The following is a 22,206-nucleotide window of genomic DNA, read 5'->3' as shown; positions in this document are numbered from 1 at the left end:
AAACGTTATGTCGGCGGTGTCCCGTCTTTACCCTTTGTCACTGTTGGCCGGGCTGGTGCTGGCAGGTTGTAGCAGCCAAACCCCGCAGCCGCTTAAAAAGGGTGAAAAACCCGTTGATGTGGCAGACGTGGTACGGCAGAAAATGCCTGCCAGCGTGAAGGACAGGGAGGCATGGGCGCAGAACATGGCGAAAACATTTGAGAGCCAGGGGCTGGCCCCGACGGTCGAAAACGTCTGTTCGGTGCTGGCGGTGGCGCAGCAGGAATCAAACTATCAGGCCGATCCTGTCGTACCGGGATTGAATAAAATAGCCTGGCAGGAGATCGACAGGCGCGCCGAACGAATGCATATCCCGGTTTTTCTGGTTCATACGGCGCTGAAAATTAACTCGCCAACCGGAAAAAGTTATAGCGACCGCCTGGATACGGTGAAAACAGAAAAACAGCTCAGCGCTATTTTTGATGATTTCATTAACATGGTGCCGATGGGACAAACGCTGTTTGGCTCGCTGAACCCGGTGCATACCGGGGGGCCGATGCAGGTGAGTATTGCTTTTGCCGAGCAGCATACCAAAGGCTATCCGTGGCAAATAGAGGGCACGGTGCGTCAGGAAGTCTTCAGCCTGCGTGGGGGGCTGTGGTTTGGTACCTGGCATCTCCTGAATTATCCGGTAAATTACAGTGCGCCCATCTTCCGTTTTGCTGATTTCAACGCCGGCTGGTACGCCAGCCGTAACGCCGCGTTCCAGAACGCCGTCAGCAAAGCCAGCGGCGTGAAGCTGGCGTTAGACGGCGATCTCATTCTTTATGGCAACAAAGAGGCGGGTAAAACGGAGCTGGCGGTACGTAAGCTGGCGGACAAACTGGATATGAGCGACAGCGATATTCGCCGTTCTCTGGAAAAAGGCGACAGTCTGGCGTTTGAGAAGACGGCGCTGTATGAAAAGGTCTATAAGCTGGCGGAAGCAAAGAGTGGTAAAATGCTTCCGCGTGAGATGCTGCCAGGAATTCAGCTGGAAAGCCCGAAGATCACACGTAATCTGACGACCGCGTGGTTTGCCAAACGTGTGGACGAGCGACGGGCGAAATGTATGAGTCAGTAACGTCTACTGATGGCGATCGCGCCAGCGCAAAAAGAGAGCAATCACGCCAAAAATCAGACAGCCCACCAGAAACGGCACCAGGCCAAAAATGGTGCCGACGCCCAGGCCGATTTCCACCCGCGGGCGCCCCGTTTCCTGGACCTGCATCAGATGCTCATAAATGCCAGGTGCATGGACCAGTAAGTTAAGTATTTGCGCGCCAGCCCAAAAGCAAAACAACACAAATACCGCATACGCAATATTACCAGGAGTGGAGGAGGTGTCTCGATGTTTCCCGCTAAACAGGGATTTTGAGAGAGTGAAATCAGCCATAAAGACCTCCGGAAAAATGCTGTTGCTCTGGCGTTATGCCAGTAACTTATCCTGAAGTCTGACAGGTCATCACGTTTGTCAATATCAGAATGATGGTAAATTCAGGCAGGGAATACTCCTGAATTGCAGATTTATGTGGATTGTCACAAAATAGCTACTTGTAGTTAAAATAATTAACTTTTAAGCCGCTTCACCTGCCGCACAGACGGTGTGCGGGAAATGTGTGAGGATGCTTTTTTCGTTCCGGAGCTGTTATGAATTTGCCTGTAAAAATTCGCCGCGACTGGCATTACTACGCCTTTGCCATTGGGCTTATCTTCATTCTGAACGGGGTTGTGGGGCTGGCAGGGTTTGAGGCTAAAGGCTGGCAAACATATGCGGTGGGCCTGGTGACGTGGGTGCTTAGCTTCTGGCTGGCGGGAATCATTATTCGTCGTCGGGCAGACGCTGACTAATATTGAGGTTCGCCGGATGTCGACGCTTTTACGTCTTATCCGGCCTGCGGACGGTGCCTTGCCCGCAGGCCGGATAAGGTATCTGCACGCCATCCGGCAAAAATTTACATGCTGGTTTTTAGCGCATTGTCCGCCGCGTGGCGTTCAAGCGCCAGTTCAATCAGACGGGTAATCAAATCCGTGTAGCTTAACCCGCTTGCCTGCCACAGTTTTGGGTACATGCTGATGTTAGTAAAGCCCGGCAGCGTGTTGATCTCATTGATCACCACCTCGTTGTCTGCCGTTAAGAAAACATCCACCCGCGCCATGCCGGAGCAGCCCAGCGTCTGATAAGCCTGAACTGCGATTTCACGGATCTTGTCATTAATTTCTGCGGCAATCGCCGCAGGAACGACCACTTTAGCGCCGTTATCATCAATATATTTGGTATCGTAAGCGTAAAAATCGCTGTTCAGGACGATTTCACCGCAGGTGCTGGCTTGTGGATGATCGTTGCCCAACACAGCGCATTCGATCTCTCGGCCTTTGATCCCTTGCTCCACCACCACTTTGTGATCGAATTCGAATGCCAGAGCAACCGCGCGATCGTACTGATCCTCACTGGTGACCTTACTCACACCGACGGACGATCCCTGGTTGGCTGGCTTAATGAAGAGCGGCAGGCCCAGACGGGATTCCACCTCGGCAAAACTCACGCTGTTGCGGTTTGCCCGCGTAAGCGTAATAAACGGGGCGATATTCAGACCAGCGTCACGCAGCAGACGTTTGGTCACGTCCTTATCCATACAGGCGGCGGATCCCAGTACGTCGGAACCGACAAAAGGTAAGTTCGCCACGCGTAACATACCCTGTAAGGAACCATCTTCGCCGAGCGTGCCGTGAACGATAGGGAAAATAACATCCATCGTCGGCAACGGTTGTGCGCTCCGGGCGTCAATCAACTGGTGTTCGTGTTTACCCGGCACCTGCGCAAGGCTGACTGTGGAAGGGCGCAGCGCAATGCGAGCCGGGTCGGTTGCGTTAAGCAGGTAGTTTCCTGCATCACTCACGTGCCATTGCCCTTGTTTATCAATACCTAACAGCACCACGTCAAAGCGGGTTTTGTCGATGGCATCGACAATGTTCTTTGCCGACTGCAATGACACTTCATGTTCCGCTGACTTACCACCAAATACGATACCTACCCGCAACTTTGCCATCTTAACCCATTCCATCGAACGCAAAGCGTATACCATACCACGACAAAACGCGGGATTCGCGGGCTTCTGCCATAATGTTGGAGAGTTTTATACTCGTCATACTTCAGGTTGCAGATGCGCTGGCTTTGTTACCCGGCCTTCGGCCTTGCCCCTTCGGGGCCAGCGCAAGCGCTGTTCAAAACGACTACGCGTTTTGTCTGTTTAGGGTAGAGAAAGGAGGCGCGAGTGAAAGGCAAAAGTGGAGTAACGATTGTTGTGTTAGTCGTTGCTGGCGTTATTGGATATCGTTTTCTGCCCTCGTATTACCATCCTTTTGCGCCTTTACAGTTAACCGATCCGCCGAACTGGCTGACGAAATTTAAGCTACAGCGCCTGACATCTGAACGGTGCTTCGCACTGCTTCAGGAGGCAAATCAGCAAAAGTTGATTTCGTCACAACCTGTTGCGGATAGCGACGGAGAGTGCCCGTTGATAAATGTTGTACGGGTCAGGGACTTTGGGGCGGTGAAGCTGAGCAGCAGCTTTTTGGCTTCTTGTCCGTTAGCGCTAAGCAGCGCGCTGTATATAAACCAGCAGGCGCGTCCGCTGACCCAACAATTTATGAACAGTTCCCTTGTGCGGATCGATCATTCAGGCAGTTATGCCTGCCGCAATATCTACCATCTACCGAATGCCCGTCGCAGTGAACATGCCACAGCCGATGCATTAGATGTTCGCGGTTTTCACCTGAGTGATGGACGCCATGTGACCGTGCTTCGGGGATGGAAAATGGAAACCACCACGCCGTGGCTGCGTGCCATATTAAGTGCAGGCTGCGGATACTATGGCAATGGTCTGGGGCCGGAGTATAACGCTCAACATGCCAACCACTTTCATTTCGGTATGCGCGGGTACGGGCTGTGTCGCTAAAGGAGAAAAACTTACCTGAATCCGGGCTTTATTGTGACTTGTTTCACAAATATGATGAACGGGGAGATAAAAGACCAGACTATTGGCCACTTTACCGCCGGTTTCACTGCCGTCATTGCGTCGGTTAAGCGGGGCGTGTTTTCAGTAATTTATTATCATGCGTATCGTGGCGTCCTGGAAGGTCAACCTAATCATGTGGTACCGAATACAATTTGATCCTGGGCGCCAGCTGTTTTACAGACGATGAAGGCCAGGCCGGATATTAACGACAGGCAGGAAAAGAAACCCACGATAACATTAATCCGGAATATCAAATTTATAACGGTGACGCGCTCTAAGTGAAACTCTTTCCTTTTTTCCATAACTTTAATTTATGGTACGGCGTGATTATTAAAATGTTGATTTTATTTTTAACGCATCATCCTCGTCATATTTCAAGTTGCAGATGCGTTGGCTTTGTTATCCGGCCCATCCCTGGGCCTCGCCCCTTCGGGGCCAGCGCAAACGCTGTTCAAAACGACTACGCGTTTTGTCCTGCAACTCGAATTAGATAGAGTATATATTGGGGCGAGAAACGTTTCGCTTCCCTTTAATTGTGATTATTTGCGCAAAGTTTTTCCTTTATCATATAAATACTACTTTCAGCCTCTATCAACTTACGATTCATAATGGTAACGTCACCTTTCTTTGGATAAGGAAGTGCGGTCATGAAAAATCTCATTGCTGAGTTGTTGCTTAAGCTTGCCCAAAAAGAAGAAGAGTCGAAAGAACTGGTTGCTCAGGTAGAAGCGTTAGAGATTATCGTCACAGCGATGTTGCGTAATATGGCGCAAAACGAGCAGCAGATACTGATTAATCAGGTGGAGGGCGCACTGGAAGGGGTAAAGCCCGATACCAGCGTTCCTGATAACGATACGGAATTGCTGCGCCAGTATGTGCAAAAGTTATTGAAGCATCCTCGTTACTAATCTGGTTCCGAACGTAATTTGTCATAAACTTGTCACATCAGGGACTTATAGTCGCTTTGTTCTTATTTTAATGTATTTATACCCGTCATACTTCAGGTTGCAGGTGTGTTGGTTTACCTGCAACCCGAATTATTTAGGGTATACACATGGAGAAAATAAAGTGAAACAAAGCGCTATTGCTCTTACCTTGTTACCTCTGTTGTTCACCCCCGTTACATATGCTGAAGACGCGTCAATGTCGGTGCTGGATAATCGTGCCGCGCAGGGCGATATTACCACCCCAGGCGGCGCTCGCCGATTAGTTGCCGACCAGACCGCCGCGTTACGCGATTCGTTGAATGATAAACCGGCCAAAAATATTATTTTGCTTATCGGCGATGGAATGGGCGACTCCGAAATAACGGCGGCGCGAAATTATGCCGAAGGCGCGGGTGGATTTTTTAAAGGTATTGATGCCTTACCGTTGACGGGGCAATACACGCACTATGCGCTGAATAAAAAAACCGGTAAACCGGATTACGTCACGGACTCTGCGGCATCGGCAACGGCCTGGAGCACCGGGGTGAAAACCTATAACGGCGCACTGGGCGTCGATATTCATGAAAAAGACCACACCACTATTCTGGAGATGGCGAAAGCGGCGGGTCTGGCAACGGGGAATGTCTCTACGGCTGAATTACAGGATGCCACGCCTGCGGCACTGGTTGCTCATGTCACCTCACGTAAATGCTACGGACCGAGCGTAACCAGTGAAAAGTGCCCGACCAATGCGCTGGAAAAGGGAGGGAAAGGCTCCATCACCGAGCAGTTGCTGAATGCACGTGCGGATGTGACGCTTGGCGGCGGCGCGAAAACTTTTGCTGAAACAGCAACGGCCGGCGAGTGGCAGGGAAAAACGCTGCGCGAGCAGGCGCAGGCGCGCGGCTATCAGCTGGTGAGTGATGCGACGACGCTGGCAGCAATTACCGAAGCGAATCAGGATAAACCACTGCTGGGGCTGTTCTCCGACGGCAATATGCCGGTGCGCTGGGAAGGGCCGAAAGCCTCTTATCATGGCAATATTGATAAACCCGTGGTGACCTGTAAGCCAAACGATAAGCGTAATGATAGCGTGCCAACGCTGGCGCAGATGACGGACAAAGCGATTGAACTGTTAAGTAAAAACGAGAAAGGGTTCTTCCTGCAGGTGGAAGGCGCGTCTATTGATAAGCAGGATCACGCGGCGAACCCTTGTGGACAGATTGGCGAAACGGTCGATCTGGATGAAGCGGTGCAGCGCGCGCTGGCGTTTGCGAAGAAAGACGGTAACACGCTGGTGGTCGTCACGGCCGATCATGCTCACGCCAGCCAGATTGTCGCGCCGGATACCAAAGCGCCGGGCCTGACGCAAGCCCTGAACACCAAAGACGGTGCCGTGATGGTCATCAGCTACGGTAACTCTGAAGAGGAATCTCAGGAGCATACCGGTAGCCAGTTGCGTATCGCCGCCTACGGCCCATATGCCGCAAACGTGGTGGGGCTGACCGATCAAACCGATCTGTTCTACACCATGAAAGCGGCGTTAGGTCTGAAGTGACTTTGCTACCTGGTCGTTAAATTTTACTTACCGATTGGCGATTTCTGTTCCAGCAACCAGACTTACTACACAAAATCATTCAAGTTGCATCAATGCGGCAAGGATGGGAACCCCAGTCACTTACCTGAGTCAGTGACTGGGGTGAGCATTCGCAGCCAACGCAGAAGCAGCCTGAAGGATGAAGTGTAAAGTGAATGCTCATAAAAGGATGGTGCTATGAAAATAACATTACTGGTTACCCTGCTTTTTGGTTTGCTGTTTTTAACAACCGTCGGTGCTGCCGAGAAGACCTTAACCCCGCAACAACAGCGAATGACGACCTGTAATCAACAGGCAACCGCAAAAGCGCTAAAAGGAGATGCGCGTAAGACCTACATGAGTGACTGTCTGAAGAACAGTAAATCGGCGCCCGGTGAGAAAAGCCTGACGCCGCAGCAGCAGAAAATGCGTGAATGTAACGTCCAGGCGACGGAACAATCCCTGAAAGGCGACGACCGCAGCAAGTTTATGAGTGCCTGCCTGAAAAAAGCGGCCTGATTGCGCATCTTCCCTGCGTCGTGCTAACGGGTGAGCTGCGAAAATCGCTCACCCGAAATTTCATACTTCCCCCGCCCGACCCGTCTCTATAATTGGGAAAATTGTTTCAGAATGTTCCCAAAAAATCATGAATGATGAAAACTTTTACAAAAAAGTGGTCGCGCCTGGTCATGAACCTCCGCTCTCACACCTGAGTGACTATCAGCGCTGCGGACTGCGGTTCGCCCGGCGAGTCCGTCTGCCGCGAGCGGTTGCGCTGGGGGGAATGTTTTTCCCGATCGCTTCGACGCTGGTTGCCAACCCGACTGCCGGAGGATGGTGGCTGGCCCTCGTTGGCTGGGCTTTTGTCTGGCCACATCTGGCATGGCAACTGGCGAGTAAAGCCGTCGATCCTATGGGCAGGGAAATTTACAACTTAAAGGCTGATGCTGTTCTTGCAGGCATGTGGGTGGGCGTTATGGGGGTGGCTCCGCTACCTTCTACAGCGCTACTGATGATTATGTGTCTGAACCTGATGGGGGCCGGAGGCACACGCCTGTTTATTGCCGGGATTGGGTTGATGATTGTTACCTGTCTGATGACCCTGCAACTGACCCGTGTTGATCTGGTGTGGGCGGTCGCCGCCCCGCAGGAGTGGTGGCTGACGCTGTCGGTAATGGTGATTTATCCACTGTTGTTTGCCTGGGTCAGCTACCAGACCGCGACAACGCTTGCAGAGCATAAGCGACGGTTGCAGATCATGAGCACGCGCGACGGGATGACGGGGGTATATAACCGGCAGCATTGGGAAACCTTGCTGCGTCATGAGTTTGATCGCTGCCGTCGCTACCGGCGGGACGCCACGCTGCTGATTATCGATATCGATCACTTTAAGAGCATCAACGATACCTGGGGACATGATGTTGGCGATGAAGCGATTGTCGCGCTGACGCGCCAGCTGCGGATAACGCTACGCGGCACTGATTTGATCGGACGTTTCGGTGGCGATGAGTTTGCGGTGATTATGTGTGGAACACCGGCAGACAGTGCGATTGCCGCAATAGCCAGAGTGCATGATGGGTTAAGCGCCTTGCGCCTGTCGTGTGCGCCGCAGGTTAAACTGCATATCAGCGTGGGCGTCGCCCCGCTGACAGCGAACATCAGCCATTATCGTGAGTGGCTGAAATCCGCAGATGTGGCGCTCTACAAAGCAAAGGACGCCGGACGTAACCGAACCGAAGTGGCGGCCTGACGTCCGGTGATATCACTCAGGATTTACTGAGTTTCTCTGACTTCTCCATACACTTCGCCATGGCTTCAATAACGGCTGCGCGGAAGCCCCGTTCTTCCAGGACGCGCACGGCTTCAATCGTTGTGCCGCCGGGTGAACAGACCATATCTTTCAGTACGCCTGGGTGTTCACCCGTATCGAGAACCATCTTTGCGGAACCCATTACCGCCTGCGCCGCGAACTTATAGGCCTGGGCGCGCGGCATACCGCCCAGTACAGCGGCATCCGCCATCGCTTCAATAAACATAAACACGTAGGCCGGAGAAGAGCCGCTCACTCCAACCACCGGGTGAATCATCGCTTCAGCAATCACTTCGGCTTCACCAAAGCAGCGGAATATGTTCAGAACATCGGCGGTGTCTTCCGATGTGACCAGCGCGTTCGGCGTAATTGAGGTCATCCCGGCATTGACCAGCGAAGGCGTATTTGGCATAGCGCGGACGATTTTGCGGTCGTGGCCCAGCGCGCGGGCCAGCTGTTCGAGCGTAACGCCTGCCGCAATAGAAACGACCAGGGAATCCTTGTTCAGGCTGGAGGTGATTTCGCTCAGGACTTTGATCATGATGCCCGGTTTGACGGCGCCAAAGACAATGTCCGCGACCTGCGCCACTTCCTGCGCAGATTGTGCCGCGTTGATACCAAACTGCGTTTGCAGTGCGGCGACTTTGTCAGGGGAAGGGGTATAAACCCAAATTTGTCCGGGTCGCACCTGACCGCTGGCAATCAGGCCGCCCAGAATGGCTTTCCCCATATTACCACAGCCGATAAAACCGATTTTCTTCTCCATCTCATCGCTCCCTATGCGTGATATTCATTGTTTTGATTAATAAAGCGTAGCTTAACGCGGAATGGGCATGTTCAGAAGGATAAACAGCACTTTGCCAGAGAGCAAAAGCACGAGACAATAGATGATTGCAAAAGAACAGGGAGCCTGTATGACGATTTGGGTGGATGCGGATGCGTGTCCGAATGTCATTAAAGAGATTTTATATCGCGCCGCAGAGCGAATGCAGATGCCGCTTATCCTGGTGGCAAACCAGAATCTGCGCGTGCCGCCGTCGAAATTGATCCGCACTTTGCGCGTCCCGGCCGGGTTTGACGTGGCAGACAATGAGATTGTGCGTCAATGCGCTGAAGGCGATCTGGTGATCACTGCGGATATTCCTTTGGCCGCGGAAGTGCTGGAGAAAGGGGCGGCAGCGCTAAATCCGCGCGGGGAGCGCTATAGCGAGTCGACGATCCGCGAACGTCTGACGATGCGGGATTTTATGGATACTTTACGCGCCAGCGGCATCCAGACCGGCGGGCCGGACAGTCTCTCACCACGCGATCGCCAGCACTTTGCCGCTGAGTTAGATAAGTGGTGGCTGGAAGTTAAACGCAGAAACAGGTGAATGTAATTTATTTTTTACACTTTTATCTCTGTGATTTCTTGTTATAGTAAGGATATATTGAAGTTGTTACTTCGGTTGGAACTTTTTCGTTACACTTAACGTTGTACTAGTTTGGTGGTATGATAAAGACTTTAATGACAGCAGAATCCGCACTATTGCGATTCCCAGGGAACTCCCACTATGACGCAACCGCTTTTTCTTGTTGGCCCACGGGGCTGTGGTAAGACAACGGTCGGACTGGTGCTTGCTGAGGCGGTTGATTTCCGTTTTATCGATACCGACCAATGGCTGCAATCGCAGATGCATAAGACCGTGGCTGATATCGTTGAGCGGGAAGGCTGGACCGGGTTTCGCGCCAGGGAGACCGCAGCGCTGGAGGCGGTTACCGCGCCGTCAACGGTCGTGGCAACGGGAGGCGGTATTATTCTTACGGAATACAATCGCCACTATATGCGTAGTAACGGGATTGTCATTTATCTCTGTGCGCCAGTGTCGGTACTGGTTAATCGTCTGGAGGCTTCTCCGGAAGAGGAATTGCGCCCAACCTTAACAGGAAAACCGTTGAGCGAAGAGGTCCAGGAAGTCCTTGAACAGCGCGATATTCTGTATCGCGAAGCGGCGCACTTTATTATTGATGCGACGAATCAACCTGCCCAGGTCGTATCTGAAATTCGTACCGCGTTGGCGCAGACCGCGCGGCGTAAACAGGGTGGCGTCTATACTTAACGTTCATTCAGTAAAAAGGAAGAACTATGCCGACGAAACCGCCTTATCCTCGCAAAGCGTACATTGTTACTCTTGAAAAAGGGACGCCAGGTCAGAAGGTCACCTGGTATCAACTACGTGCCGATCACCCAAAACCTGATTCGTTGATCAGCGAGCATCCCACCGCGCAGGAAGCGATGGATGCAAAAACGCGTTACGAAGATCCTGATAAAAGCTGATCGTTAAATGCCACTCAGAAAGGAATCTGAGTATCGCTGTAGCGTGCCTGTATCACATTTTTTAATCATTGATGTTTTTCACTCAACACGAAAGTTAAACGATAACAACTCACTACTGGAACTTTTTGGAATCTTTACATTATGTGTTGTCCATCTGCTGCTACGCTTTGTGGCATTAATTTCATAAAACGTAGCAGCAGTGGCCCACGGGCATTTGTCCGGGAATGAACGACGAAGCAAAAAAAGGTGAATAAAATGAGTGCGTCGTTGGCTATCCTCACGATTGGCATTGTACCCATGAGCGAGGTATTACCGCTCTTAACGGAGTACATTGACGAACAACACATTACCCATCACAGCCTGCTGGGGAAGATGAGTCGCGAAGAGGTGATGGCAGAATATGCGGTTTCAGAGGGCGAAGAGCCGCTGCTGACATTGCTCAGTGATAATCAACTGGCTCATGTTTCTCGTCAGAAGGTCGAACGTGATCTGCAAAATGTTGTAGAGGTGCTTGATAATCAAGGCTATGACGTCATTTTGTTGATGAGTACCGCCAACATTAACAGCATGACTGCGCGAAACAGTATTTTGCTGGAACCCTTACGTATCATCCCGCCGCTGGTCGCCTCCATCGTAGATGGTCATCAGGTTGGGGTGATTGTGCCTGTGGCCGAACTGCTGGCGGCTCAGACCAGGAAATGGCAGGTATTGCAAACGCCGCCGGTGTTTTCTCTGGCTAATCCTGTCCATGACTCTTCTCAGAAGCTCATTGACGCCGGGAAAGCGTTACTGGAGCAAGGGGCGGACGTCATCATGCTGGATTGTCTGGGGTTTAATCAGCGTCATCGCGATTTGTTGCAAAAAAACTTAGATGTGCCGGTGTTGCTCTCGAATGTGTTAATTGCGAGGCTGGCTTCAGAGTTACTGATTTAATTTTGCGTGACAGGCTGAACGTCCGAACCCTATATTGGTTATTAACTTAATCACGAGACAGGGTCAGTTTATGCTTCAAAGTAACGAATACTTTTCCGGCAAAGTAAAATCAATCGGTTTTACCAGCAGCAGTACTGGCCGTGCCAGTGTGGGTGTAATGGTGGAAGGCGAATACACTTTTGGTACCGCAGAGCCGGAAGAGATGACGGTGGTTAGCGGGGCGCTGAATGTCTTACTGCCTGGGGAAACCGAGTGGAAGGTGTATGCAGCAGGAGAAGTATTTAACGTCCCTGGTCACAGTGAATTTCATTTGCAGGTTGCAGAACCGACATCCTATCTTTGCCGCTATCTGTAATGCGGTTTCCCTCTCCACGGTGGAGAGGGAGTGCCATCAGCGTTGCGCTTCGCCGCCCAGACCTTCTACCAGGTTTTGAATTAACGCCGCCAGTTCACCGGTCATCAGGATAAAGTCAGCGTCAAAACGTTGGGCATAATCATCCCGATCGATATCTTCGTTTTGATCGCGTAGTTCATCGCTGAACTTCAGACGTTTAAGCGAACCGTCCTCACAGAGCATAAACTGGATCCGTTGCTGCCAGTCGAGAGCCAGTTTGGTTACGACTTTCCCGGCTTCAATATGAACGGCAATCTCATCGCTCACTAAATCCTGTTTCTTCGCGCGGATCACGCCGCCATCTTCGAGCATGGCTTTCAGTTCGGCTTCGTCCAGCAACTGGAAACCCTGTGCGACGCTGCCGGAGCGTACCCATTCGGTAAGCGTCAGCTCGATCGGATTTTCCAGTGCCAGCGGTACAACCGGCAGTGAGCCCAGGCTTTTACGCAACAACGCCAGCGTATCTTCCGCTTTTTTCGCACTGGCGCAATCAACCATGATCAAACCATTAACGGTGTCGATCCACATCATCGTCTGGCTGAAACGACTGAACGCACGCGGCAGCAGCGAATGCAGCACTTCATCTTTTAGCGAATCTTTTTCCGTCTTCTTCAGCTTGCGCGCCTGCTCGGCTTCCAGTTTGGCGATTTTCGCTTCCAGCGCCTGTTTGATCACCGGTGATGGCAGGATCTTCTCTTCTTTACGCGCGCAAATAATAATTTGGCCGTTGTTAGTGTGCGTCAATGCATCGCTGTGCGATCCCATTGGCGGTACCCAGCCCATTTTGGCCATATCCTGGCTACCGCAAGGGGTAAACGTCATCGAGGCCAGCTGTTTTTCCATCTCCTCGGCGCGCAATGAAATATCGCGGCTAAGACGGTAAACCATTAAATTTTTGAACCACAGCATGATAATTTCCACGGCGTTGTCGTTAAATCCAGCGGGCATGATAGCGAATTGTCGCTATGCTTGCATTGTTAATCGGGAAGAGGAGCAAACAGTGCGTATAGGTATTGATTTAGGCGGCACGAAAACGGAGGTCATTGCGCTCGGCGATGCGGGGGAACAGTTATTTCGCCATCGCTTGCCTACGCCGCGCGACGATTATCAACAAACCATTGAGACCATTGCGACGCTGGTCGGGATGGCAGAACAGGCGACCGGGCAGACAGGGACGGTTGGCACAGGGATCCCCGGTTCCATCTCGCCGTACACCGGAGTGGTGAAAAACGCCAATTCCACCTGGCTTAACGGTCAGCCGTTCGATAAGGATCTGAGTGCGCGTCTGAAGCGGGAAGTGCGGCTGGCAAACGACGCTAACTGCCTGGCGGTATCCGAAGCGGTGGATGGCGCTGCGGCCGGGGCGCAAACGGTGTTTGCCGTGATTATCGGTACAGGGTGCGGGGCTGGCGTAGCGTTGCACGGTCGGGCACATATTGGCGGCAACGGCACGGCAGGTGAATGGGGGCATAACCCGTTGCCGTGGATGGATGAAGATGAGCTGCGCTACCGCGAGGAAGTGCCCTGCTACTGCGGGAAGCAGGGGTGTATTGAGACGTTTATCTCGGGCACCGGTTTTGCCATTGATTATCATCGTCTGAGCGGAAATCCGCTGAAAGGCAGTGAAATTATGCGTCTGGTTGAGGAACAGGATCCGCTGGCGGAACTGGCGCTTAACCGCTACGAGCTGCGCCTGGCGAAATCGCTCGCCCACGTAGTGAATATTCTCGACCCGGATGTGATTGTGCTGGGCGGCGGGATGAGCAATATCGATCGGTTATATAAGACGGTGCCGCCGCTGATCGATCAGTTTGTCTTCGGCGGCGAATGTGAAACGCCGGTGCGTAAGGCGCGGCATGGTGATTCGAGCGGGGTACGCGGCGCCGCATGGCTGTGGCCGCAGGAGTAAATAAATTTTTGCCGGATGGCGCTATCGTTTATCCGGCAAAAGACGTCCATATAGCAGCAGCGATGACATCGCGGAAAACGACAGCAGGGCGGCGGGAAGCGCCACATAATTATAAGCAAAGCCCAGCGTCAGCATCATCCCACCACAATATGCGCCGATAGCGCTGCCCAGGTTAAAGGCGATTTGCCCACCGGCAGCCCCCAGCAATTCGCCGCCTTGGGCGTTTTGCAACAGCATGATCTGTAAGGGTGCTGAAAGGGCAAATAGCCCGGCGCAGCAGATAAAGGCGAAGGTCAGTGATGTCGCTTTTATGCCGCCGAACAAGAAGAGCAGCACCAGAGAAAGTACAATCACAAAATTCGTGACTACCGCAATGCGAAGAGGGGTGAACTTTCCGGATAGCCGACCACTGAGCAGATTGCCCAGCACCATCCCCAAACCGACCAGCATCATAATGAAGGTCATGGTCGTTTCAGTGAATCCGGAAATGTACATCATATATGGCTTGATATAGCTAAACCAGGCGAAGACGCCCGCGTTGCCAAACATGGTAGCAGCAAAAATCAGCCACGGCGCAGGGCTTTTCAGAAAGTGAAACTGCTCGCGCAGCTGACCTTTGGCATCATCGCTGATGTTGGGTACCCAGAAGGCAATCGACATAATCACCGCGATGTTGAAAACTGCAATCAGCAGGAAGGTATAACGCCAACTGAATTCGTGGCTCAGGAAAGTCCCTGTCGGAATGCCTACCAGGTTGGCGACAGTCATTCCAGAGATCATTCCAGCCACGGCAGCAGTTACTTTTCCCGGACGGGCGAGTTTTGACAAGATAATCGCGCCCACGCCAAAGAAAGCCCCGTGGGGAAAACCAGAAACCAGCCTGCCAACCGCCAGCATCTTATATGACGAAGAGAGCATGAAAATTGCGTTGCCGATGACGCAAAGCGTCACCAGAAACAACAGGATATGCTTGAGGGAAAATCGGCTGGAGAAGACCGCAATAATGGGCGCGCCCAGCACCACGCCGAAGGCGTAAAACGAGATCATATGCCCAGCGGCAGGAATCGAAATCTCAACGTCGTGCGCCAGCTCCGTCAACACGCCCATAATGCCGAACTCGGCCATGCCCAGGCCAAAGGTTCCCAGAGCCAGAGAGAAAATGATTTTTTTCATACCACCTGCCAAAAATAAAAGCGCTTATTCAGCGCTATGGCGGCGAATTTTCGCTGCCAGAAGAGGCATAGCTTGCGGGTAAGTCAGGCATAACGCCATTTCATATCCGTCTTAGAGTATTGACGATCGTGCTATGTGACTGTAAGCCAGGTAAGGCGTAACTACCGTCCGGCATGGCAGCTATTCCACCCCAAACATCCGGTCCAGCTTGCTGTACCCCAGCCCGTTGATTTTCTTTACTTTGATTTGTACCGGAATGCGTTCTTTCATCGCTTCGACGTGGCTTATCACGCCGATGGTTTTCCCGCTCGCATTCAGCGTATCCAGGGCATCCAGCGCGGTATCCAGCGTTTCGCTGTCCAGCGTGCCAAAGCCTTCATCCAGGAACAGGGAGTCAATCCGCGTTTTGTGGCTGACCAGATCCGACAACGCCAGCGCCAGCGCCAGACTGACCAGGAAACTCTCGCCGCCCGAAAGGGTACGGGTGTCGCGCACGGCGTCGGCCTGCCAGGTGTCAACCACCTCCAGCTCCAGCGCTTCGCTGGCTTTACGCTGCAACAGATAGCGACCGTGCAGGCGCGTTAGCTGGTTGTTTGCCAGCCAGACCAGGTTATCCAGCGTTAATCCTTGAGCGAATTTCCGAAACTTATCACCCTCTTTTGAACCGATCAGTGCGTTCAGATAACCCCAGTCTTCAACCTGCTGCGCCGCTTTTTCTATCTCCTGCATCAGCGCCTGCTGCCGCTGACGATTGTCCGCATCCTGTTTCAACTGCTGGCGAATCTCCCCCTGACGGGTGGTGTTGTCACGCAGCTCTGCGTTAAGTTGCACGACGTTTTGCTGGAGCTGTTCTATCGTCAGCGTGAGATCCAGACCTGCTGGCGGCTGTTGCTGATGCGCAGCCAGCGCCTGTGCGGATTGTGACGCGAGCGCTTGCGCCTGCTGTAGCTGGTTTTCCAGCGACTGTTTCAGCTGTTCGAGTCGGGTGACGGCGGCGTCATCCAGTAGCGCAGCGAGAAACGCATCCCGATCGGCAAATACGCTGGCCTGAAGGGCCGTATCAAACTGTGCCTGCATCTCTGCGGCACGAGCTTTCTCCTGCACCCCTTGCTGCTGCAACGTCTGCCGTTGGCTCTGTAACGACAGGCACTCATCATGCACCTGGCGCCAGTTTTCCAGTGGAGTATTCCCGGCGCTCTCCCCGGTGGAATTTGCCACAGGCAGCGTTTCCAGCAGCGGCGCAAGCTGCGCTATGCGGGTCTGTAATCCAGCGAGTTCCGCCTGACGATCCTGCCAGGTCTGCGCGTCAGCGGCTCGTGCGCTGAGCCAGGCTTCTTCTTCTCCTTCCGGTGGAAGCGATAACGTAAAACGCGTCAGCCCGTCTGACAGACTATTCTGGCGCTGCTCGATCTGCTGTCGAAACTGCTCCACCTGTTGCTGCACGGCGGTAATTTGCGCCTGGAGATCGTGACGTTGATTAAGCAGATACAGCTGCTGTTCGTGCTCTTCCTGAGCAACGAGCCACGGCTGGATATCGTCCTGTGGCTGTAACGTCATGTTCAGGCTGGCAGTCACCGTTTGCCACGCCTGAGTTAGCGCTTGCTCCTCAGCAATAAGGCTCTGCGCCTCGCTCTCTTCGCGCTGAAGCTGCCGGGTGAGCGTCTCCAGCTGTCCGCGCAGGGTTGCTCCTTCCTCCGCCAGCGTTTTGACCTCTTTTTCCAGCGCATCGCGTCGGGCCTGATTTACTCCGGGCTCGAGTGCCTGGTAAGCCGCGACCGCAGGATGTTGGGTCGAACCGCAGAGCGGACAGGGCTGACCGGGCTGGAGTTGCGCGCGCTGGCTTTCCAGATTTTTAATCCGCTCTTCCTGCTCGCAAATCGTTTTTACATCAAGAAGCTGCTGATTTTTTTCTTTATAGCGCAGCCGTTTCTCATCCAGTGCCGTCTGACGCTGCGCCTGTTCTTGCTTGCTGTGAGCAATGGCGGCCTGCAGCTGCGCCAGCCGCTTTTGCTTCGGCGCAATTTGCCCGTGGAGTGCGCTGAGCTTTTGCCGGAGTGGACGTTGTTCAGCGTGCTGTGCCAGTGCCGTTGCGACCTCCTCCGGTGAGAGATTGAGCGAGGGGGAAGGCAGAGTATCCCGCTTGTGGATATCGTTCGCCAACTGTTGCTGCCATTTAAGCCACTGCGCTTTGTCACTGGCCTGCTGAGCAAATAATGCGCGCCATCCGGCCAGCTCGCTGCTCCACAAGCGGAAGCGATCGTGTTCGGTAAGCCAGTCGGTCAGCGTCCTGGTATTGTTCTGCAACATGCCGGACTGCTGTTCCGCGCGGCGACGAATGCTGTCGCGCTGCGTTAACGCACTTTGTAAGCGAGCATTCACTTCCTCAATCTGCTGGTGAATGCGGGTAATGGCAGTGGATTGCTCCTGAATACGTTCCCAGTATGGACGTAGCTGTCTGGCGGGTTGTGCCAGCGCCAGCGCTGCCAGCTGGGGCTGCGCTTTCTCCTGTTCTGTCAGCGCGACCTGCTGCGCCTGCTGGCGGCGGCTGGCTTCCGTCTGGAGCTCAGTCTGCCGGGTAAGCCAGCTAAGGTACTGTTGCTGCTGCTGTTGCCGGGTGAGCAGATGTTTTTCTTCGTCAGTGAGCGCCTGCAAACTTTCAGTGAGTGTCTGCTGCTGCTCCGGGGCCAACAGCGCCACGCCGCTGGCCTGTGCCTGCAGTTTCTCCAGTTCGCTTCGGGCGCTCTTATGTTGTTCAAATACCCTCGCCGAGATTTGCCCGTAGATCTCCGTGCCGGTCAACTCCTCCAGCAGTTCAGCGCGCTCTTTGGGTTTGGCGTTCAGGAAGGCGGCGAACTGCCCCTGCGACAGCAGCATAGAGCGGGTAAAGCGTCCGTAATCCAGCCCGGTGAGTGACGCCGTCATCTCAAGCTTATCTTTCACCTTATCCGCGAGGATTTTCCCGTCGGCGCAGCGCGCCAGCTCCACGCGCGGAGCCTGTAGATTACCGTCTGGCTGATTGCGGGCCCGGTTCTGGCTCCAGAAAGCGCGATACGCTTCGCCTTTGACTTCAAACTCGACTTCCGCCAGACACTCTGCGGTGTCGCGGGTCATGAGATCGTTCTGTGATTGCGAAACGGTGCTCAGACGTGGTGTTTCGTGATACAGCGCGAGGCAGATAGCGTCGAGCAGAGTCGTTTTCCCGGCACCCGTTGGGCCGGTGATAGCAAACAGACCGTTGCTGGCGAAAGGTTCTGCCGTAAAATCGACCTTCCATTCCCCTTTCAGGGAGTTCAGGTTTTTCAGGCGCAGGCTGAGAATTTTCATGCGTCGTGCTCTCCGGCCAGCGTGTGCATCGTGGTGGTAAACAGCTGATTCAACCGCTCGCGCTGCGGTTCATCAAGTTCTTCCAGCGCCAGACGACGGTTAAATACCTCTTCCACACTCAGCTCGCTAAGCGTTTCACGCTGCTCATTTGCCAGGATGCGCTCACGCTGCTCGCGGCTGCGGCGCACCAGTAAGACCTCAACGGGCAACGACTCGGTTAGCCCCTGAATTTTGCGCTGCATATCGTGCAGATACTCGTCGGTGGTGATTTCAATATCCAGCCAGACAGGGGGGGACTGCTGAACATTCCGCCACTGCTCAAGCTGTTGCGTAATCGCCGACAGATCGCCCTTCAGGACCGCCAAAGGCTGGGTGACCGGAACGGTAATGCTCTCCACTTCCTGTAGCTTCCCGTCGGTGAAGCTGACCAGGTGAACGCATTTACTTTTGCCGCACTCGTCAAAGCTCAGTGCAATGGGAGAGCCGCAGTAGCGGATATGTTCGCTGCCGCCAATAATCTGCGCCCGGTGAATATGTCCAAGCGCAACGTAATCGGCCGGAGGGAAATTTTGCGCCGGAAAAGCATCCAGCGTTCCAATATAGATGTCGCGGACAGCCTCGCTTTTACTGGCGCCGACTGTCGTCAGGTGACCGGTAGCGATAATCGGTAGATTCCGTTCCCCACGCAGCGCGCAGGCGCTCAGGTATTGCTGCTGATAATAGTCAGTGATGGCACCGGATAAATGCTGTTGTTTTTCATTGGCCGAAAGTCCCGCCTGGCTGGTCATGATGTCACGCGGACGTAAAAACGGAACAGGGCACAGCACCGCGCCCGGCGTGCCGTCGCGCCGCTGGAGAATTTGCGGCGCATGGCCTGCGCTGGCAACCACGGTGGTGTTCAGAAACGCCAGAATGTCGCGGGATTCGTTGAGCGTGGCGACGGAGTCGTGGTTGCCCGCCAGCACCACCAGATGACAGCCTGTTTGCTGTAAATTGACCACAAAACGGTTATACAGCTCGCGGGCATAGCTGGGTGGTGAGCCCGTATCAAAAATGTCGCCCGCCACAATTATCGCATCCACCTGCCGGGACTGTGCGGTTTCCAGCAGCCAGTCGAGGAACGCCTGATGCTCCGCCGCACGGCTTTTACTGTAAAAATTCTGTCCAAGATGCCAGTCAGAGGTGTGCAGGATGCGCATAACAGTTCCATGGCGAAAAAATGTGACGGGCATTATATACCCTAAATAATGCGAGTTGCGGGACAAATCTGCCGGGAGCAGATTTGAACGCTGCTTGCAGCGGCCCCGCAGGATGGGCCGGGTAATAAAGCCAACGCACCTGCAACCTGAAATATGACGGGTATACGCTTCATCCTGCAAGTTGCCTCTGTGCTGGCAGCGCTTCTCATCCCTGACGCATTGCTCCTGAATACTTTTGTGTATATCCCCCTTCCGGAACTGTAATATCTCGTTTCTGTGGTGTCATAAATCAACAACCTGAGGTTAACGTCAGCTATCATTTTCATAAATCTGTCATAAATCTGACGCATAATGACGCCGCATTGATGACTAGCAATTTATATATAACAGGGCAAATCATGGCGAGACGTATTCTGGTCGTAGAAGATGAAGCTCCAATTCGCGAAATGGTCTGCTTCGTGCTCGAGCAAAATGGCTTTCAGCCAGTAGAAGCCGAAGATTATGACAGTGCGGTGAACCAACTCAATGAACCCTGGCCAGATCTGATCCTGCTGGACTGGATGTTACCCGGTGGTTCAGGCCTGCAATTTATTAAACACCTGAAGCGTGAGGCGTTGACCCGGGATATTCCGGTAATGATGCTTACCGCCAGAGGGGAAGAGGAAGACCGGGTGCGCGGCCTGGAGACGGGCGCGGACGATTATATTACCAAGCCATTTTCCCCCAAAGAGCTGGTGGCGCGAATTAAAGCCGTGATGCGTCGTATTTCACCGATGGCTGTTGAAGAGGTGATTGAGATGCAGGGGCTGAGCCTCGACCCGACATCTCATCGGGTGATGACCGGCGAAAATCCGCTGGACATGGGCCCGACCGAATTCAAGCTCCTGCACTTTTTTATGACCCACCCCGAGCGCGTGTACAGCCGTGAACAGTTGCTTAATCACGTCTGGGGCACCAATGTGTACGTAGAGGATCGCACGGTAGATGTGCATATCCGCCGCCTGCGTAAAGCGCTGGAAACCAGCGGTCACGACCGGATGGTGCAGACGGTGCGTGGAACAGGGTATCGTTTTTCGACCCGCTTCTGACTGACAAGAATAAGTGCCTGACACTGCCGGTGTGATTGTCGCAGCCTGGTGGTTCCGGCTCTGAATGGAGTGTGATGCGTGCTGGAACGGCTGTCATGGAAAAGGTTGGTGCTGGAGTTGATCCTTTGCTGTCTCCCGGCCTTTATCCTTAGTGCTTTTTGGGGTCACCTGCCGTGGTTTTTACTGGCATCGGTAACGGGACTGCTCATCTGGCATTTCTGGAATTTATTACGCCTCTCCTGGTGGCTGTGGGTCGACAGAAGTATGACGCCCCCGCCGGGACGTGGCAGCTGGGAGCCGCTCCTGTACGGCTTGCATCAGATGCAGCTGCGTAACAAAAAGCGCCGTCGCGAACTGGGGAGTTTGATTAAGCGCTTTCGCAGCGGGGCCGAATCGTTACCCGATGCGGTAGTGCTGACCACCGAAGAGGGCGGGATTTTCTGGTGTAACGGGCTGGCGCAGCAGGTGCTGGGATTACGCTGGCCTGACGACAACGGACAAAATATTCTTAACCTGTTGCGTTACCCGGAATTTACGCAGTATCTGAAAACGCGTGATTTTACCCGACCGTTAAATCTGGTGCTGAACACCGGGCGACATCTGGAGATCCGCGTAATGCCCTACACCGATAAGCAATTGCTGATGGTGGCGCGTGATGTTACGCAGATGCATCAACTGGAAGGCGCGCGACGTAACTTCTTCGCTAACGTCAGTCATGAACTGCGTACCCCGCTGACGGTATTACAGGGTTATCTTGAGATGATGCAAGAGCAGCCGCTGGAAGGGGCGACGCGGGATAAAGCATTGCATACGATGCGTGAGCAAACGCACCGGATGGCAGGACTGGTTAAGCAGTTGCTGACGTTGTCGAAAATTGAGGCGGCGCCGACGCTGTTGCTGAACGAGCAGGTTGATGTGCCGATGATGCTGCGGGTTGTCGAGCGTGAAGCGCAAACCCTGAGTCAGCAAAGACACCGCTTCACCTTTGAGGTGGACAATGAGCTGAAGGTGCTGGGCAATGAAGAGCAGCTGCGCAGTGCGATCTCAAACCTGGTCTATAACGCGGTCAATCATACCCCGGAAGGTACACACATTTTCGTACGCTGGCGACGCGTACCGCACGGCGCGGAGTTCAGCGTGGAAGACAACGGCCCGGGGATTGCGCCAGAACATATCCCCCGGTTGACCGAGCGCTTTTACCGCGTGGATAAAGCGCGTTCCCGGCAAACGGGCGGGAGCGGACTGGGGCTGGCAATCGTGAAACATGCGGTGAATCATCACGAAAGTCGATTAGTTATCGACAGCACGCCGGGCAAAGGTACGCGGTTTAGTTTTGTGCTGCCGGAACGTTTAATTGCCAGAAAAAACGCTTAACTGTTACTTGTAATGTAATCTTTCCATAAGCCAGCAGATGCTGGCTTATTTTCTTTTCGGTTAAGATAACCCTGCTGATTTTCTCAGCGTCTGCTGGTTTTTTGTTCGCATGATTATCCATGACTTTTTCTTATGAATAGTGTTTT

Annotated in this window: 23 protein-coding genes; 15 read left to right on the top strand and 8 right to left on the bottom strand. The window is 53.4% G+C overall.

Annotation, left to right across the window (positions count from 1 at the left end):
- Positions 1 to 7: 7 nt before the first annotated feature.
- Positions 8 to 1,102, top strand: a complete 1,095-nt coding sequence (locus C3432_RS11275) for a DUF1615 domain-containing protein (protein WP_103776676.1) — start codon at positions 8 to 10, stop codon at positions 1,100 to 1,102.
- A gap of 3 nt (positions 1,103 to 1,105) precedes the next feature.
- Here C3432_RS11275 and C3432_RS11270 read toward each other — a convergent pair whose 3' ends face one another.
- The gene (locus C3432_RS11270; protein ID WP_103776675.1) at positions 1,106 to 1,414 is read right to left on the bottom strand and encodes a YaiY family protein; all 309 of its coding nucleotides are present in this window, start codon (positions 1,412 to 1,414) and stop codon (positions 1,106 to 1,108) included.
- 254 nt (positions 1,415 to 1,668) lie between these two features.
- Here C3432_RS11270 and C3432_RS11265 point away from each other — a divergent pair, with 254 nt between their 5' ends.
- Complete coding sequence (locus tag C3432_RS11265; protein WP_103776674.1) at positions 1,669 to 1,869, top strand: DUF2754 family protein; 201 nt, start codon at positions 1,669 to 1,671, stop codon at positions 1,867 to 1,869.
- A 104-nt stretch (positions 1,870 to 1,973) separates the two neighbouring features.
- Here the strand turns inward: C3432_RS11265 and ddlA are convergent, their stop codons facing one another.
- The gene (ddlA, locus tag C3432_RS11260) at positions 1,974 to 3,068 is read right to left on the bottom strand and encodes a D-alanine--D-alanine ligase (RefSeq protein ID WP_103776673.1); all 1,095 of its coding nucleotides are present in this window, start codon (positions 3,066 to 3,068) and stop codon (positions 1,974 to 1,976) included.
- 225 nt (positions 3,069 to 3,293) lie between these two features.
- On the opposite strand from ddlA, the gene C3432_RS11255 reads away from it, so the two are divergent.
- The 5 genes from C3432_RS11255 to adrA all read left to right on the top strand — a co-directional run bounded on the left by C3432_RS11255 (position 3,294) and on the right by adrA (position 8,289).
- Entirely contained in the window at positions 3,294 to 3,977 is a 684-nt protein-coding gene (locus tag C3432_RS11255) for an extensin-like domain-containing protein (protein WP_103776672.1), read from the top strand.
- 707 nt (positions 3,978 to 4,684) lie between these two features.
- Complete coding sequence (iraP, locus tag C3432_RS11245) at positions 4,685 to 4,945, top strand: anti-adapter protein IraP (RefSeq protein WP_103776670.1); 261 nt, start codon at positions 4,685 to 4,687, stop codon at positions 4,943 to 4,945.
- 160 nt (positions 4,946 to 5,105) lie between these two features.
- Positions 5,106 to 6,521 carry an alkaline phosphatase gene (gene phoA / locus C3432_RS11240; protein ID WP_103776669.1) on the top strand — a complete coding sequence of 472 codons (1,416 nt, stop codon included), beginning with the start codon at positions 5,106 to 5,108 and terminating at the stop codon, positions 6,519 to 6,521.
- 216 nt (positions 6,522 to 6,737) lie between these two features.
- Positions 6,738 to 7,058, top strand: coding sequence for a phosphate starvation-inducible protein PsiF (psiF, locus tag C3432_RS11235; protein ID WP_103776668.1), 321 nt, complete (start codon positions 6,738 to 6,740; stop codon positions 7,056 to 7,058).
- Between the two features lie 127 nt (positions 7,059 to 7,185).
- Positions 7,186 to 8,289 (top strand): diguanylate cyclase AdrA, encoded by a 1,104-nt coding sequence (adrA, locus tag C3432_RS11230; protein WP_103776667.1) that lies wholly within the window; start codon positions 7,186 to 7,188, stop codon positions 8,287 to 8,289.
- Between the two features lie 16 nt (positions 8,290 to 8,305).
- Here the strand turns inward: adrA and proC are convergent, their stop codons facing one another.
- On the bottom strand, positions 8,306 to 9,115 hold the full coding sequence (gene proC, locus C3432_RS11225; RefSeq protein ID WP_103776666.1) for a pyrroline-5-carboxylate reductase: 810 nt from the start codon (positions 9,113 to 9,115) through the stop codon (positions 8,306 to 8,308).
- A gap of 148 nt (positions 9,116 to 9,263) precedes the next feature.
- On the opposite strand from proC, the gene C3432_RS11220 reads away from it, so the two are divergent.
- The 5 genes from C3432_RS11220 to ppnP all read left to right on the top strand — a co-directional run bounded on the left by C3432_RS11220 (position 9,264) and on the right by ppnP (position 11,954).
- A complete protein-coding gene (locus C3432_RS11220; protein WP_103776665.1) occupies positions 9,264 to 9,722 on the top strand; it encodes a YaiI/YqxD family protein in 459 nt (152 codons plus the stop codon).
- A 180-nt stretch (positions 9,723 to 9,902) separates the two neighbouring features.
- Positions 9,903 to 10,448, top strand: a complete 546-nt coding sequence (gene aroL / locus C3432_RS11215) for a shikimate kinase AroL (RefSeq protein WP_103776664.1) — start codon at positions 9,903 to 9,905, stop codon at positions 10,446 to 10,448.
- Positions 10,449 to 10,474: 26 nt separating this feature from the next.
- Positions 10,475 to 10,666: a protein YaiA gene (gene yaiA / locus C3432_RS11210; RefSeq protein ID WP_103776663.1), complete on the top strand. Its 192-nt coding sequence runs from the start codon at positions 10,475 to 10,477 to the stop codon at positions 10,664 to 10,666.
- Positions 10,667 to 10,921: 255 nt separating this feature from the next.
- The gene (locus C3432_RS11205) at positions 10,922 to 11,599 is read left to right on the top strand and encodes an AroM family protein (protein ID WP_103776662.1); all 678 of its coding nucleotides are present in this window, start codon (positions 10,922 to 10,924) and stop codon (positions 11,597 to 11,599) included.
- Positions 11,600 to 11,669: 70 nt separating this feature from the next.
- A complete protein-coding gene (gene ppnP / locus C3432_RS11200; RefSeq protein WP_103776661.1) occupies positions 11,670 to 11,954 on the top strand; it encodes a pyrimidine/purine nucleoside phosphorylase in 285 nt (94 codons plus the stop codon).
- A 36-nt stretch (positions 11,955 to 11,990) separates the two neighbouring features.
- On the opposite strand, the gene rdgC is transcribed toward ppnP, so the two are convergent.
- Positions 11,991 to 12,902, bottom strand: coding sequence for a recombination-associated protein RdgC (gene rdgC, locus C3432_RS11195; protein WP_103776960.1), 912 nt, complete (start codon positions 12,900 to 12,902; stop codon positions 11,991 to 11,993).
- A gap of 91 nt (positions 12,903 to 12,993) precedes the next feature.
- On the opposite strand from rdgC, the gene mak reads away from it, so the two are divergent.
- A complete protein-coding gene (gene mak / locus C3432_RS11190) occupies positions 12,994 to 13,902 on the top strand; it encodes a fructokinase (RefSeq protein WP_103776660.1) in 909 nt (302 codons plus the stop codon).
- Positions 13,903 to 13,923: 21 nt separating this feature from the next.
- On the opposite strand, the gene araJ is transcribed toward mak, so the two are convergent.
- The 3 genes from araJ to sbcD all read right to left on the bottom strand — a co-directional run bounded on the left by araJ (position 13,924) and on the right by sbcD (position 19,598).
- On the bottom strand, positions 13,924 to 15,075 hold the full coding sequence (gene araJ, locus C3432_RS11185; RefSeq protein ID WP_103776659.1) for an MFS transporter AraJ: 1,152 nt from the start codon (positions 15,073 to 15,075) through the stop codon (positions 13,924 to 13,926).
- Between the two features lie 180 nt (positions 15,076 to 15,255).
- Positions 15,256 to 18,399 (bottom strand): exonuclease subunit SbcC, encoded by a 3,144-nt coding sequence (gene sbcC, locus C3432_RS11180; RefSeq protein ID WP_103776658.1) that lies wholly within the window; start codon positions 18,397 to 18,399, stop codon positions 15,256 to 15,258.
- Positions 18,396 to 19,598 (bottom strand): exonuclease subunit SbcD, encoded by a 1,203-nt coding sequence (sbcD, locus tag C3432_RS11175; protein WP_103776657.1) that lies wholly within the window; start codon positions 19,596 to 19,598, stop codon positions 18,396 to 18,398. The genes sbcC and sbcD overlap by 4 nt, the downstream gene beginning before the upstream one ends.
- Before the next feature lie 398 nt (positions 19,599 to 19,996).
- Between sbcD and phoB the strand changes: the two genes are divergently transcribed.
- On the top strand, positions 19,997 to 20,686 hold the full coding sequence (phoB, locus tag C3432_RS11165; RefSeq protein WP_103776655.1) for a phosphate response regulator transcription factor PhoB: 690 nt from the start codon (positions 19,997 to 19,999) through the stop codon (positions 20,684 to 20,686).
- Positions 20,687 to 20,764: 78 nt separating this feature from the next.
- The gene (gene phoR / locus C3432_RS11160; RefSeq protein WP_103776654.1) at positions 20,765 to 22,060 is read left to right on the top strand and encodes a phosphate regulon sensor histidine kinase PhoR; all 1,296 of its coding nucleotides are present in this window, start codon (positions 20,765 to 20,767) and stop codon (positions 22,058 to 22,060) included.
- Here phoR and C3432_RS27655 read toward each other — a convergent pair.
- The gene (locus C3432_RS27655) at positions 22,014 to 22,181 is read right to left on the bottom strand and encodes a hypothetical protein (protein WP_181012896.1); all 168 of its coding nucleotides are present in this window, start codon (positions 22,179 to 22,181) and stop codon (positions 22,014 to 22,016) included. The genes phoR and C3432_RS27655 overlap by 47 nt on opposite strands.
- Positions 22,182 to 22,206: the final 25 nt, after the last annotated feature.

This window comes from Citrobacter amalonaticus (genome assembly GCF_002918555.1).
Taxonomy (GTDB): Bacteria; Pseudomonadota; Gammaproteobacteria; order Enterobacterales; family Enterobacteriaceae; genus Citrobacter_C; species Citrobacter_C amalonaticus_A.
Note: the sequence above shows the minus strand (reverse complement) of the source record. Positions and strands in the feature narration are given on the sequence as shown.